This is a genomic window from Agrobacterium sp. SORGH_AS_0440 (assembly GCF_031453135.1).
GTDB lineage: Bacteria > Pseudomonadota > Alphaproteobacteria > Rhizobiales > Rhizobiaceae > Agrobacterium > Agrobacterium pusense.
Genome location: NZ_JAVIYR010000002.1, coordinates 1,217,074 through 1,231,330 on the forward strand (window position 1 = coordinate 1,217,074; position 14,257 = coordinate 1,231,330).

General features: G+C 58.2%; 9 protein-coding genes and 1 pseudogene. 7 read left to right on the forward strand and 3 right to left on the reverse strand.

Features of this window, described 5'->3' with window-relative positions; all coding sequences use genetic code 11:
- The first annotated feature begins 101 nt into the window (after positions 1-101).
- The 5 genes from QE453_RS15285 to dnaE all read left to right on the forward strand — a co-directional run bounded on the left by QE453_RS15285 (position 102) and on the right by dnaE (position 8,512).
- Positions 102-407: a DUF1467 family protein gene (locus QE453_RS15285; RefSeq protein ID WP_006697998.1), complete on the forward strand. Its 306-nt coding sequence runs from the start codon at positions 102-104 to the stop codon at positions 405-407.
- A gap of 659 nt (positions 408-1,066) precedes the next feature.
- Positions 1,067-2,389, forward strand: coding sequence for a proline--tRNA ligase (proS, locus tag QE453_RS15290; RefSeq protein ID WP_006697999.1), 1,323 nt, complete (start codon positions 1,067-1,069; stop codon positions 2,387-2,389).
- 123 nt (positions 2,390-2,512) lie between these two features.
- A complete protein-coding gene (locus tag QE453_RS15295; RefSeq protein WP_037089082.1) occupies positions 2,513-3,820 on the forward strand; it encodes a lipoprotein-releasing ABC transporter permease subunit in 1,308 nt (435 codons plus the stop codon).
- A 15-nt stretch (positions 3,821-3,835) separates the two neighbouring features.
- A complete protein-coding gene (locus tag QE453_RS15300) occupies positions 3,836-4,519 on the forward strand; it encodes an ABC transporter ATP-binding protein (RefSeq protein WP_004441345.1) in 684 nt (227 codons plus the stop codon).
- Positions 4,520-5,011: 492 nt separating this feature from the next.
- Entirely contained in the window at positions 5,012-8,512 is a 3,501-nt protein-coding gene (gene dnaE, locus QE453_RS15305) for a DNA polymerase III subunit alpha (RefSeq protein WP_004441347.1), read from the forward strand.
- Between the two features lie 23 nt (positions 8,513-8,535).
- On the opposite strand, the pseudogene QE453_RS15310 reads toward dnaE, so the two are convergent.
- From QE453_RS15310 to QE453_RS15320, 3 genes and pseudogenes are all read right to left on the reverse strand, one after another.
- Positions 8,536-9,775, reverse strand: a pseudogene (locus QE453_RS15310) (L,D-transpeptidase family protein).
- 166 nt (positions 9,776-9,941) lie between these two features.
- Complete coding sequence (locus tag QE453_RS15315) at positions 9,942-11,225, reverse strand: DNA polymerase IV (RefSeq protein ID WP_309777378.1); 1,284 nt, start codon at positions 11,223-11,225, stop codon at positions 9,942-9,944.
- A gap of 69 nt (positions 11,226-11,294) precedes the next feature.
- Positions 11,295-11,603, reverse strand: coding sequence for a DUF3572 domain-containing protein (locus tag QE453_RS15320; protein WP_309777379.1), 309 nt, complete (start codon positions 11,601-11,603; stop codon positions 11,295-11,297).
- Positions 11,604-11,734: 131 nt separating this feature from the next.
- On the opposite strand from QE453_RS15320, the gene QE453_RS15325 reads away from it, so the two are divergent.
- Both QE453_RS15325 and QE453_RS15330 read left to right on the forward strand, forming a co-directional pair.
- Positions 11,735-12,106 carry a response regulator gene (locus QE453_RS15325; RefSeq protein WP_003521498.1) on the forward strand — a complete coding sequence of 124 codons (372 nt, stop codon included), beginning with the start codon at positions 11,735-11,737 and terminating at the stop codon, positions 12,104-12,106.
- Between the two features lie 18 nt (positions 12,107-12,124).
- Positions 12,125-13,495, forward strand: coding sequence for a PleD family two-component system response regulator (locus tag QE453_RS15330; protein ID WP_004441356.1), 1,371 nt, complete (start codon positions 12,125-12,127; stop codon positions 13,493-13,495).
- Positions 13,496-14,257 lie beyond the last annotated feature (762 nt).

The window sequence follows — 14,257 nt, forward strand, 5'->3', positions numbered from 1 at the left end:
CTGTCTCTTCCTCGCTGATTTCTGAGCCGCGCTGCAAAGCGCGGCTCTTCTCTTTTTCTTTTAGGATTTCTTGCGGAGAAGTGATTCCGATCTGCAGATGAATGCGTTACAAGAAGCCCATTGCGCAGGAGGATCACATGCCGCTTCTTTCGGCCTTCGCCGTTTATTTCATCGTCTGGTGGACGGTGCTTTTCATCGTGTTGCCGATTGGCCTGCGCACCCAGGATGAAGACGGAGATGTCGCACTGGGCACGGTCGCCAGCGCACCCTCCCGCTTCAAGGGCGGGCGGATCGTTTTGTGGACGACCCTGATCTCGGCTTTGATCTGTGGCCTATGGTATGGCGGAACCTGGTGGTTCGGTGTCAGCCTTGATGATCTGCCGAGAATTATTCCCGTTTTCGACTAAAGACAGCGGGGCGGTATCCGCCCCAGTCGCGTCTTGACGGGGTGGCCCGAGAACGAACCCCGGAACTGCCTAAGCATCGGGCAGTCCGCCATCAATCCGGCCAAACACTGTCATATGGATGTCATATCTATCGTGCACACAGCAGGAGCTTGCTGATCTCGATTCATCGCGGAACTCTGCGGAATGCCGAAGCGAGCGGGGCAATTTGCCAGGGCAAAAAAAAACAAGGCCTTTCAGCCTTGTTTTCCAGTTTTCGCGTGATCTGTAACCGTTACCGGGGCTGCGAACGAGCGCGCCTAAGATCTGATCCTCCCAAGACTGACCGCGAAAATGACAAGAATTTAAACTTCCTGCCTCTTTTGTAAGCTAAAGCTAGCTCAAACCCCCAGCCTTGTCATCTCATTTTTTGCATATTTGTTACAGTCGGCAAAAAATTCCCTGTGGTGCATTTTGTCGCACCCGATCAAGAATAATATTTCGGCCAAAGCGTTTTGGCGCGAATTAGCTATCGCGAAAATACAACGAAATGCCCATTAAACGCTCTTTTCATGGCGGGTTTTCATCCGCCCCGGAAACGGCTATATCCGGCGCCAATATCCCTCTATTCGGGGCGATTCCCGCAGCTTCGCGCGCTATCGTCCGCATCAATGGAAGCCGTCATGCGTCTCAGCCGTTATTTCATGCCCATCCTGAAGGAAAACCCCAAGGAAGCGGAAATCGTTTCTCACCGTCTCATGCTGCGCGCCGGCATGATCCGGCAGCAGTCGGCTGGCATTTATTCCTGGCTGCCGCTGGGCAAGCGTGTGCTGGACAAGGTCAACAAGATTATCCGCGAGGAGCAGAACCGCTCCGGCGCCATCGAGCTTCTGATGCCGACCCTACAGTCCGCGGAACTGTGGCAGGAAAGCGGCCGTTACGACGACTACGGCAAGGAGATGCTGCGCATCAAGGACCGCCAGGATCGCCAGATGCTCTACGGCCCCACCAACGAGGAGATGATCACCGACATCTTCCGTTCCTATGTGAAGTCCTACAAGAACCTGCCGCTGAACCTCTATCATATTCAGTTAAAGTTCCGCGACGAGGTGCGTCCACGCTTCGGCACGATGCGCTCGCGCGAATTCCTGATGAAGGACGCCTATTCCTTTGACCTGACCAAGGAAGATGCGATCCATTCCTATAACAAGATGTTCGTGGCTTACCTGCGCACGTTCGAACGTCTCGGCCTTCGCGCTATTCCCATGCGTGCCGATACAGGTCCGATCGGCGGCAACCACAGCCATGAATTCATCATTCTCGCTGATACCGGCGAATCCGAAGTCTTCTGCCACAAGAGCTTCCTGGACCGCGCCATTCCCGCCGAAAACACCGATTTCGATGATGTTGCAGCGTTGCAGGGCGTGTTTGACGAATGGACAGCCGATTACGCCGCCACCTCCGAGATGCATGACGAGGCCGCCTATGACGCCATTCCCGAGGGCGAGCGCCTTTCGGCACGCGGCATCGAAGTCGGCCACATCTTCTATTTCGGCACCAAATATTCCGAACCGATGGGCGCGAAAGTGCAGGGCAAGGATGGCAAGGAACACCCTGTCCACATGGGTTCCTATGGCATCGGCCCGACACGCCTTGTTCCCGCCATCATTGAAGCATCGCATGACGAGAACGGAATCATCTGGCCGGCTTCGGTCGCTCCTTTCGACGTCGTGATCATCAACATGAAGGCTGGAGACGCGGCCTGCGATGCTGCTTGCGAAAAGCTGTATTATTCGCTCTCCAACGCCGGCAAGGATGTTCTCTACGACGATACGGACGACCGTGCAGGCCAGAAATTCGCCACCGCCGACCTCATCGGTGTGCCGCTGCAGATCATCGTCGGCCCGCGCTCCGTCGCGAATGGCGAAGTCGAGGTCAAGGAGCGCAAGACCGGCGAGCGGGAAACCGTGACGATCGAGGCGGCGATGAACAGGGTGCTGGGTTAAGCGCGAGCGGAATTGGGGCGGCTTCACCTGAAGTCCACTCTCGTTTCGTGGCGTGGATGCCGCAGAAATTTGGGCCGGTTTTCGGAAAAGACCGGCCTCGCAGTTTGAGATCAGGGAGACGACATGGCACAAGCCGAAGCTGAAAAGGGTGCGGCTGTTTCCGCCGGGGCAAAGACCGCCCGGCCGTTTTCCGCTTTTGAACGTATGGTGGCCTGGCGTTACCTGCGCTCACGGCGCAAGGAAGCCTTCATTTCCGTCATTGCCGGTTTTTCCTTTGTCGGCATTATGCTGGGCGTAGCGACGCTCATCATCGTCATGGCCGTCATGAACGGTTTCCGCACGGAACTGATCTCCCGCATTCTTGGCATCAACGGCCACATGATCGTTAATGCGATCGACCAGCCCTTGAATAATTACGATGAACTGGCGAAGAAGTTCGCAGCCGTCCCCGGCGTTACCATGGCCTTGCCGCTGGTGGAAGGCCAGACGCTTGCCTCCGGCCGCGGTGGCGCGGGCTCCGGCGCGCTGGTGCGCGGCGTGCGCCAGGAGGACATCGACAAGGTCAAGGAAGTAGCGACCAACATCAAGACCGGCGATCTCGTTGGCTTTATGGCCGGAGACGGCGTCCTCGTCGGTTCCAGGCTCGCATCGCAACTGGGTGTAACGGCTGGTGACGATATCACCCTCATATCACCGGAAGGTGATGTGACGCCGATGGGTGTCAATCCCCGCGTGAAATCCTACAAGATTTCCGGCGTGTTTGAGATCGGCATGTCCGAATATGACGCCTCTATGATCTACATGCCGCTCTCCGAGGCGCAGCTCTATTTCAATACGGAAGGGCGTGTCGGGTCCATTGAGCTTTATGTCAGCCGCCCGGACGACGTCGATGGCATCCGCCCGCTGGTGGAGCAGGCGGCGGAACGGCAGATTTACATCGTCGACTGGCGGCAACGGAACCAGACCTTCTTTTCCGCCCTGCAGGTGGAGCGGAACGTGATGTTCATGATCCTGACCCTCATCGTTCTTGTGGCGGCGCTCAACATCATTTCCGGCCTGATCATGCTGGTAAAGGACAAGGGCAGCGATATCGCCATTCTGCGCACCATGGGCGCAAGCTCAGGTGCCGTCATGCGCATCTTTTTCATGACCGGCGCGGCGATCGGCACGGTCGGCACCTTCGCTGGCGTGGCGCTTGGCGTCATCGTCTGCCTCAATGTCGAATCCATCCGCCAGTTCTTCTCCTGGATATCAGGAACGGTGCTGTTTGATCCGCAGCTCTATTTCCTCAGCCAGCTTCCGGCCGAAATGGATGTTGGTGAAACCATCACCGTCGTCATCATGGCCCTGACGCTCTCTTTCCTGGCAACGATCTTCCCGGCCTGGCGTGCTTCCAAGCTCGATCCGGTGCAGGCCCTGCGTTACGAATAAGGACCGCTTCGCAATATGGCAAAAAAAACAGTGCTGCGGCTTACCGGCGTCGAGAGAACCTATGGTCAGGGCGAGACGTCGCTTTCCATTCTGCGCAAGGCGGATTTCCAGTTGAAGAGCGGTGAGATGGTGGCGCTGGTTGCCCCCTCCGGTACCGGCAAATCCACCCTGTTGCATCTCGCCGGGCTTCTCGAACATCCAGACGCCGGCGAAGTCTATATCAACGATGCGCCCTGCAACGGCCTGCCGGATGAGACCCGCACGGCGATCCGCCGCAGCGACATAGGCTTCGTTTATCAGTTCCACCATCTGCTGCCCGAGTTTTCGGCAGTTGAGAACGTGATGATGCCGCAGCTCATCGCCGGCCTGTCACAGGCGGAGGCGCGTAAACGCGCGAGCGCGCTTCTGGATTACATGCGGGTGGGGCATCGTGGCGAGCACCGTCCGGCCGAGCTCTCCGGGGGTGAACAGCAGCGCGTTGCCATTGCCCGCGCCGTCGCCAATGCACCGCTCCTGCTGCTGGCGGATGAGCCGACCGGCAATCTCGATCCGGAGACCGCCTCTTATGTCTTCGACGCACTGGAGGCGTTGGTTCGCCAGTCTGGCCTCGCAGCGCTGATCGCGACGCATAACCACGAGCTCGCCGGCCGGATGGATCGCCGCGTAACGCTCGCCGAGGGCAAGATCGTCGATTTTTGACCTGACCGAGCCTGTCCCGCCTTCCACCGACGCCGAACAGCGGGTGAGGCGAGGGATCGGATGCGCCCTTGACGGAGGCTAGCCGCTTGGCTGCCGCGAGCAGGGATTTTCCAAGTTTCATTTTTTGAACCCGGAGGATTTTTCTTCCGGGTTTTTCGCTTTGGAGTCAGCGGCTTGCGGTCTTCGAAGCGGGAACCGAAAGCGATTCTGCCACGTTGGCAAGGAGAACATCAGCAGAACCCTGTTGACAATCGAACGAAATGAGAACAAAGTTGGAACATAACGAGTAAGGAGAGACCAATGACTGATTTCATCCGTGACGTTGCCGCTTTTACCTCCATTGCTGTCTTCGTTGCCAGCTTTTCGGTAATCCTCACCGCGCTGTGAAGAAGATACCGGCGCAGAAGCCTGTATGGACATCGCAAAGCGGTGGACATCAAGCGCCGGAAATCGGAAAATCGCCCCCGTGATTCAGAATGACAGGATGATGATATGGGCGATACGGTTGTGCGGGCAGAAACCTCTGACGAAAACCTGAACACCCCGGGTTTCGTTCATCTTCGGGTTCATTCCGCTTACTCCCTGCTTGAAGGGGCTCTGCCCCTCAAGAAAATCATGTCCAAGGCCGTTTCAGACGGCCAGCCGGCCATTGCCATTACAGATACCAACAACCTCTTCGTTGCGCTGGAGTTTTCCGAAAAGGCGCGGGATGAGGGTTTGCAGCCCATCATCGGCTGCCAGCTGTCGATCGACATGCAGGATGCGGCGGAGGATCGCCGCAACCACAACAGCCACCTTCAGAAACTTCCCGCTATCGTTCTTCTCGCCGCCGATGCCGAAGGGTATGAGCGGCTGGTGGATCTTGTGAGCCGTGCCTATCTTGAGGGCGAGGGCAGTGGCCATTCCGTGCACATTACCCGCGCATGGCTGGAAGAGGACTCAAATGCGGGCCTGATCGCGCTGACCGGCGCTTCCGGCGGCCCGGTGGATATGGCCTTGAGGGAAGGTCATGCCGCCCAGGCGAAGGAACGGCTGCTGACACTGAAGTCACTCTTCGGTGACCGGCTTTATATCGAATTGCAGCGTCAGTCCGGGTATGACCGTTCGCATGAGCGGCGTATGATCGGCCTCGCTTATGACCATGATATTCCGCTGGTTGCCACAAACGAGGCGTTCTTCCCGTCAAAGGCCGACTACGAAGCGCATGATGCGTTGATGGCGGTGGCGCATAATGCCATTGTTTCGGACGACAGCCGCTTTCGCCTGACGCCCGACCATTACCTCAAAAGTCGGGAGGAAATGACGGCGTTGTTTGCAGACCTGCCGGAGGCGCTGGACAATACCGTCGAGATTGCGTTGCGCTGTTCTTATGTGCTGAAGAAGCGCGGGCCGATCCTGCCACGTTTCACCGGCGCCAGCGATGATCCTGAGGCGGCGGAACGCGCCGAAGCGGAAGAGCTTCGGCGTCAGGCGGTGGAGGGGCTGGATCAGCGCCTTGCCGCGCTCGGTATGGCGCCCGGTTATACGGAACAGGATTATCGCGAGCGGCTCGATTTCGAACTCGGCGTCATCTCGCGCATGAAGTTCCCCGGTTATTTCCTGATCGTTGCCGACTTCATCAAATGGGCCAAGCAGCACGATATCCCGGTCGGACCGGGCCGTGGTTCGGGCGCGGGTTCGCTCGTCGCTTATGCGCTGACGATTACCGATGTCGATCCGCTGCGTTTCTCACTGCTGTTCGAACGCTTCCTTAATCCTGAACGCGTGTCGATGCCCGACTTCGACATCGATTTCTGCCAGGATCGTCGCGAAGAAGTGATCCGCTACGTTCAGGCCAAATACGGCCGCGAGCAGGTGGCGCAGATTATCACCTTCGGTTCGCTCCAGGCGCGCGCGGCCCTGCGCGACGTCGGCCGCGTGCTGGAAATGCCCTACGGGCAGGTGGACAAGATCTGCAAGCTGGTGCCCAACAACCCGGCCAACCCGACGCCGCTTTCGAAGGCGATCGAGGAGGAGCCGCGCCTGCAGGAAGAAGCGGACAGGGAGCCTGTTGTCGCGCGCCTGCTGGATATCGCCCAGAAGATCGAGGGGCTTTATCGCCACGCCTCAACCCATGCTGCCGGTATCGTCATCGGCGACCGCCCGCTGTCGAAGCTGGTGCCGATGTATCGCGATCCGCGGTCCGATATGCCGGTCACCCAGTTCAACATGAAGTGGGTAGAAAGCGCCGGCCTCGTCAAATTCGACTTTCTTGGCCTGAAAACGCTGACGGTGCTGAAGGTGGCTGTCGATTTTGTCGCCAAGCGCGGCATCAAGGTGGATCTCGCCGCCATCCCGCTCGATGACGCCAAGACGTATGAAATGCTGTCGCGCGGTGAGACCATCGGCGTGTTCCAGGTGGAAAGTGCCGGCATGCGCAAGGCGCTGATCGGCATGCGGCCGGACTGCATCGAGGATATCATTGCTCTGGTGGCACTATATCGTCCCGGCCCGATGGAAAACATCCCCGTTTATAACGCCCGCAAACATGGCGAAGAAGAGCTGGAGTCGATCCACCCGACCATCGACCATCTGCTGAAGGAAACACAGGGCGTTATCGTTTATCAGGAACAGGTGATGCAGATCGCCCAGGTTCTGTCGGGTTATTCGCTTGGCGAAGCCGATCTTCTGCGCCGCGCCATGGGTAAGAAGATCAAGGAGGAAATGGACAAGCAGCGCGAGCGCTTCGTTGATGGCGCCATCAAGAACGGTGTCTCGAAACCGCAGGCCGACACCATCTTCGATCTTCTCGCAAAATTTGCCAATTACGGCTTCAACAAGAGCCATGCCGCGGCCTATGCCATCGTCTCCTACCAGACGGCCTATATGAAGGCGCATTATCCGGTGGAGTTCCTGGCGGCCTCCATGACGCTCGATATGGCCAATACGGAAAAGCTCAACGATTTCCGTCAGGACGCCGGTCGTCTCGGCATTGAAATCGTCGCGCCGTCCGTCCAGACCTCGTTCCGCCAGTTCGAAACGGGCGAGAACCGCATTTATTATTCGTTGGCTGCCATCAAGGGTGTTGGCGAAGGAGCGGTCGAACATATCGTCGCGATCCGCGGCGACAAGCCGTTCACGAGCCTCGAGGATTTCTGCCTGCGCATCGACCCCAAACAGATCAACCGTCGTGTGCTCGAGAGTCTCATCAATGCCGGTGCTTTCGATTGTTTCGGCCGCGACCGCGCAGAGTTGATCGGCGGGCTGGACCGTATCATCGGTTATGCCCAGATGGCGCAGAACAACCGCACCATCGGCCAGTCGGACATGTTCGGCTCGGGCGGCGGCAATGGCCCGGAAAAGCTGGTGCTTCCTGCCTTCCAGCCCTGGCTTGCCTCGGAAAAGCTGCTGCGCGAATATCAGGTTCTCGGTTTCTACCTCACGGCCCACCCGCTGGATACCTATCGCCCCGTACTGGAAAAATTGCGCGTGCAGAATTTCGCCGATTTTTCCGCTGCTGTGAAACAGGGAGCGACTGCCGGGCGTCTTGCCGGCACCGTTACCGGCAAACAGGAGCGAAAGACGCGCACCGGCAACAAGATGGGTATCGTCACCTTCTCGGATGCTTCAGGGCAATATGAGGCGGTGTTGTTTTCCGAAGGTCTCGGCCAGTACCGCGACCTGCTTGAGGTCGGCAAGTCGTTGGTGATCACGGTGCAGGCGGAAGAGCGCCCTGAAGGTATCGGTCTGCGCATCCAGACGGCGCAGTCGCTGGAAGAAAAATCCGTGCAGATGCAGAAAGCACTGCGTGTTTATGTGCGTGATTCCGGCCCGCTGAAAACGGTTGCCCGCCACCTCAACACCAGGGGTGACGGCTCGGTCTATTTCATCGTTATCAAGGATGAGGGTAGCCGCGAGATCGAGGTCGAACTGACGGAGAAATACCGTATCTCGCCTGAAATAGCCGCTGCTCTTCGGTCGGCCCCCGGTGTCGTTGATGTGGAACTGGTGTGAGGCGCAGCGCCTTCGCGCCTCGCTCAGACCGGCCCTTCCTTCGTCACGGTGATGAAGTCCGTTCCCGATCCTGTCTCCATCTGGTGACTGAGGTCGGAAACGGTGATGGAGCTTCCGCTTGAGAGTTCCTGCTCAATCCGGGCGCGTATGTCCTGCGGAATGTCGAGACGGCTGAGCACGGCACTTAACTGGTCGAAACCGCCGGGCGCTTCGGTAACGGTGATGCCGAGCCGCTTGCGGGCAGCGGCTGGCAGATGATTGTCGAGCGTTACGCCGTTCCATTCGGCGGTTCCGGCAGCGCGATCCACGGACACCGCCTCGAAAAAATGGGTTCCGAGCGCGACTTCCGGGTCCTTGATGTCGATGGCGGCCTCAAAAAGCGGCTTGAAGTCCTGCCGCACCATGATCTGCCCGGTTGGCGGGTGGTCTTCACCGGCGGAGGCATAAAGCGCCGCCACGAAAGCGTCGGTCAGAAGGGGCCCTGACGTTTTCAGCCCCTTCCACCGCTTGAAACCGTTGATAGCGCTGATCGTCATCTCCCCGGCATAACCGTCGGCCGAACCGGCATCGAAGCCGAGACGGGTCAGCACGGTCTGAATATCCATTACCCTTTCCCGCTCGCCACGCCTTGTGATGAGAATGCGCAGCGGTGAAGGCTCTCTCGCCTTCCCCGTCGATTTGATGGCCTGGGTTTTTTCATTGACGGCGACTTCGACCGCGCCCAGAGCCGCATCGAAGCTCGCGGGCCGCAACTCTACATCCGACAGAAGCAGCTTGCCGTCATCTGCGTCGTCACGCGGCGAAAACAGCGCCGGATGTTGCACAAAGCGCAGCGAGACCGGGCGGTCGGTGATGATGACATGCACCCCGGTACGCGTATCACCGAAGAGTGACTTCGCGAATTTGGAAGGCAGACGCACACAGCCGTGGGAACGCCGGATAGTTCGGCACCTTACCCTCGTGCAGCGCGATGCCGGACCAGGTCAGTCGCTGCATGAACGGCATGGGGGCGGCCGAATAGATATTCGACTCGTGGTATTTCCGCTTCTCTAGAATGGAGAATATGCCGCTCGGTGTCTCATGCCCGGCCTTGCCGGTCGAGACTTTGGAGGTGGCGATGATTTCACCATTTTCATAAAGCGCGAGCGACTGGTCACTTTTCGATACAAGTATCTGCAGGGACCTGCTGTCAGCGGCGAGCGCCGGAAAGGCAAGAATGCTGGCCGACAGCATGCCGGCCATAAGACGGAGGCGAAGGGACATGACGCAATACACCACATGCACAAAACTTCCCTCACTCAACCACGCTAAGTTTAATGAAGTTTAAGGGCGGCGCTGCCGCGCTATCACTAATTTGTGTAAAATCTAAAATAAATAGTTCGGGAGATCGATGCGCCGATATGTCGGCCGAAGGGCTTAACGGGTTCGGTTATTTCCGCGAGCCAAACGTATAGCCGGTCTCGACGCTGCCCTTGCCGAACTTGTCGCGCAGCTTGTCCATTGCCGCTTCCGCCGCGGCCCGGCGCCCCGCCTGTCTGTCGACGAGATCGGGAGGATCGGCAAGGCCGGCATCGCGCAGATCGCTGACGCCGATGCCGAGGAGGCGAAATCTCGTGCCGTCGGTTTCCTTTTCGAGCAATGAGAGGCCGGTACGGAAAATTCGGTCGGCTAGCTGCGTGGGGTCGTCCAGCTTGCGATTACGGGTGCGAATCCTGAAGTCGGCCGTCTTCATTTTCAAGACAACCGTATGGCCGGCAATGCCATTTTTCTTGAGCCTCCAGGCGACTTTTTCCGAGAGCGACCGCAGGATCGGCACAAGGTCCTCATGGCGGGAAATATCGTTGAAGAAGGTGGTTTCGGAGGAGACGCTTTTGGCAGGGTCGTTATTGTGTACATGCCGCTCGTCAATGCCGCGCGACAGCCGGAAGAGCCGCTGGCCCATCACGCCATAACGGCGCATCAGCTCGCTTTCCTGCATCTCCTGCAGCTGTGCGATCATGCGGATGCCGTCGGCCTCCAGCGTCGCCGCGAAGGCCTTGCCCACGCCCCAGATGGTCGTGACCGGCCGCGCCGCAAGAAACGACAGCGCTTCCGCTTCGCCAATCACGGAAAAGCCGCGGGGCTTTTGCAGGTCGGACGCGACCTTGGCGAGAAATTTACAGTAGGAAAGCCCGGCTGAAACCGTCACCCCCACTTCCTTTTCCACGCGCCGGACAAATTTCGCCAGCACGCGCGCAGGTGGATCGTGATGCAACTTCTCGGTGCCTGAAAGATCGAGAAACGCCTCGTCTATGGAAAGCGGCTGCACCAGCGGCGTCAACTCCTGCATCATCGCCCTGATTTCGCGCCCGACACGACTGTATTTCTCCATGTCAGGTTTGATGACCACGGCGTCTGGACAGGCTTCAAGCGCCTTGAACATGGGCATAGCAGAGCGCACGCCCTGAATACGGGCAATATAACAGGCCGTGGAAACCACCCCGCGCTTGCCGCCGCCAATGATGACAGGTTTATCGGCCAGTTCCGGATTATCCCGCTTTTCAACGGAGGCATAAAAGGCATCGCAATCGATATGGGCGATGCTCAGACCGTAGAGTTCGGCGTGATAGACAAGCCGCGGGCTCCCGCAGGCACGGCAACGTCTAAGCCCCTCTGGCTGGCCGACCAGACAGTCGCGGCAAAAACCGGGATCATAAGGATACGACGTGGACATGGGCCGAAAACAAAACCAGAACGTCGCCGACCATACTCCGGTTGTAACAACGGCTCAAGGGCTCTTCCCTTAATACACACCCGAATCCAGCCCGGGTCCGGAAAAGTGGTGCCAGGCCGCAGCCACCGTTTCGGGCGACGTGTCAGTCGCGGCGCAGAACGCCATGAGATCGGGTTCGTGGCTCATCAGGAAATCGGTGAGTCCCGCCACAAAACCTGGATCGCTGACGGCCTGGCGCAGCATATTGGCCTGTAATCCGCTCAACGCCAGAAAGCGTCCCAGCATTTCCGGCTCGTTTGCCAGCCAGCCAAGTATGGCGGCCGCCGTTTCTTGCGGATCCTGGCTGGCATTGCCTTTGTTTTTTGTATCGCGCAGCATTTCTCACCTGAAGTTACCTATTTTGAAACCAAATCCCTCTAGCCTTGCGCAACAAATGGACGATGGAATCGGTTCTCAGCCAACTTATATGTCTGGGTGAAGGTTTCAAAGCGAAACGGGGACTGCTCACCATGCCCAAGCAGGTCATGATAGTCGAAGACAATGAGCTGAACATGAAGCTCTTTCGCGACCTGATCGAGGCGTCTGGTTATACGACGATCCAGACACGCAACGGCATGGAAGCGCTCGATCTCGCCCGCAAGCACCGGCCGGATCTGATCCTCATGGATATCCAGCTGCCGGAGGTTTCGGGGCTGGAGGTGACGAAGTGGCTGAAGGAAGATGACGAGTTGCATGTCATTCCGGTCATCGCGGTCACCGCTTTCGCCATGAAGGGAGACGAGGAGCGCATTCGCCAGGGCGGATGTGAGGCCTATGTGTCGAAGCCGATTTCCGTCCCGAAGTTCATTGAAGTCATCAAGACTTATCTGGGCGATGCGTGAGGCGACTGGGGAACGGTTATGACGGCGAGAGTTCTGGTTGTTGACGATATTCCGGCCAATGTGAAGCTTCTCGAAGCCCGGCTGGTGGCGGAGTATTTCGATGTCGTTACCGCCGAGGATGGCTTCAAGGCGCTTGCCATCTGCGATAAAGAGCAGGTCGATATCATCCTCCTCGATATCATGATGCCGGGGATGGATGGTTTCGAAGTCTGCGAAAGGCTGAAAGCCAATCCGGATACGGCGCATATCCCCGTTGTGATGGTCACGGCGCTGGATCAGCCCTCGGATCGCGTGCGGGGTCTGAAGGCTGGCGCCGATGATTTCCTGACCAAGCCGGTTAATGACCTGCAGTTGATCGCCCGCGTCAAAAGCCTGGTGCGCCTGAAGGCCGTTAGCGACGAATTGCGCGTGCGCGCCGAAGCGGCCCGTCAGATTGGCATCGAAGAGATGCTGCGCAGCGATGGGCTGATGCAGACGCCGGGCCGGATTCTGGTTGCGGATGGCCGCGCCAGCTCGCAGGAGCGCATCGTTCGGGCGCTGAAGCCGGTCGCAGAGGTGGATGCCGTCACGGAGCCGCAGGCGGCCCTGCTCAAGGCAACAGGCAATCCCTTCGAGCTTGTCATCGTCAATTCGAATTTCGAAGATTACGATCCGCTGAGACTGTGCTCGCAGCTTCGCTCGCTGGAGCGGACCCGTTTCCTTCCGTTGCTCCTCGTGGCGGAGCAGGGGGCCGACGACATGGTGGCGCGCGCGCTGGATCTCGGCGTCAACGATTACATCCTTCGTCCGATCGATCCCAACGAACTCGTTGCCCGATCGCTGACGCAGATCAGGCGCAAACGCTACAATGAACATCTGCGGCTCAATCTCCAGCACACCATGGAGCTCGCCATCGTTGACGGCCTGACCGGCCTCAACAATCGTCGTTATCTCGACAATCATCTCAAGATACTCTTCGACCGCGCCGCTGTCCGCGGCCGCCCGATCTCCATCTGCATGACCGATATAGATCGCTTCAAGCTGGTCAATGATACCTATGGTCATGATGTGGGTGACGAAGTCCTGCGGGAATTTGCGGCACGCATCCGCAGCACGGTCCGCGGCGCCGATCTCGCCTGCCGCTACGGCGGCGAGGAATTTGTCGTCGTCATGCCGGACACGCCGATAGAGCTTGCTGCGAGCGTTGCCGAACGCCTGCGGACGATCGTGGAAGACAAGCCTTTCTACGTCCGTTCCATCGATCGTGAACTGAGCATCACGGCATCGCTCGGCATAGCATCCGGCAGCGGCGCCTTTGGAACGCCGGACGAACTGCTGAGGCAGGCTGACAGGGCGCTTTACGAGGCTAAACACGCCGGCCGAAACCGCGTCGTATCGGCGGCCGCCTGAACGGCTTTGCGAAGTAGCGGTGCGGGAGAATTGCACCGCCGTCCAAAATAATTTCGGACGTCTCAAGAAAACGGTAAAGGAAAGCCCGGCCTTTAGGAGCCAAGTCCCTGACTTCGCCTGTATTTTAACTTCATGCAATGAAAAGGCGAAATCGCGCGAGGCAACTAGATTTCAAGTTGAAAAATATATTGAATTCAATCTCGTGAAAAACTATAGTGTGCCAGCGTTGTATATTTAACCATGTTTTTCAGGTGACTTGTCGCTGGCTTAAGAATTTGTTGATTTTTATTTTACTTCTGCGCACACTCCTTGTTGAGAGTAACAGTTCTTCCGGCGGTTCTTCCGTCTTTTGATGATGGAATGAGAGCGGCGTGTGCCGCTGCGGTTTCGCTTGTCAGGGGCTGGTATTGCGTAGTTTGAATGCCCCATGATGCTCAGGTCCGCCGCATCTCCTGAATCGTGGGGTCGGTCGGCTGACGATGTTCGATTCGGTTCCTCGTGCCGTAACGCATCGTTGGCCGGCCGCCTTACTCCCTGCTTGATGCGTTGGAGCATCGCTCGCTTTGAAAAGATCGGCGGGATTCCCAACGCCGTGAAGTCGACACGCCGTCGCTTTCTCTTACAATCACGGTCCACATCGTAGGGGTAGCCGTCGGCGTTTTCCGTTGCCCCGCCGGGCAATCGGACGGCCTGTGGCCGCTGACGGGGGGCAGTGGTATCAAACCTGCAACATATGTTGTCGCCGGCGCGGCGGAGAAAATC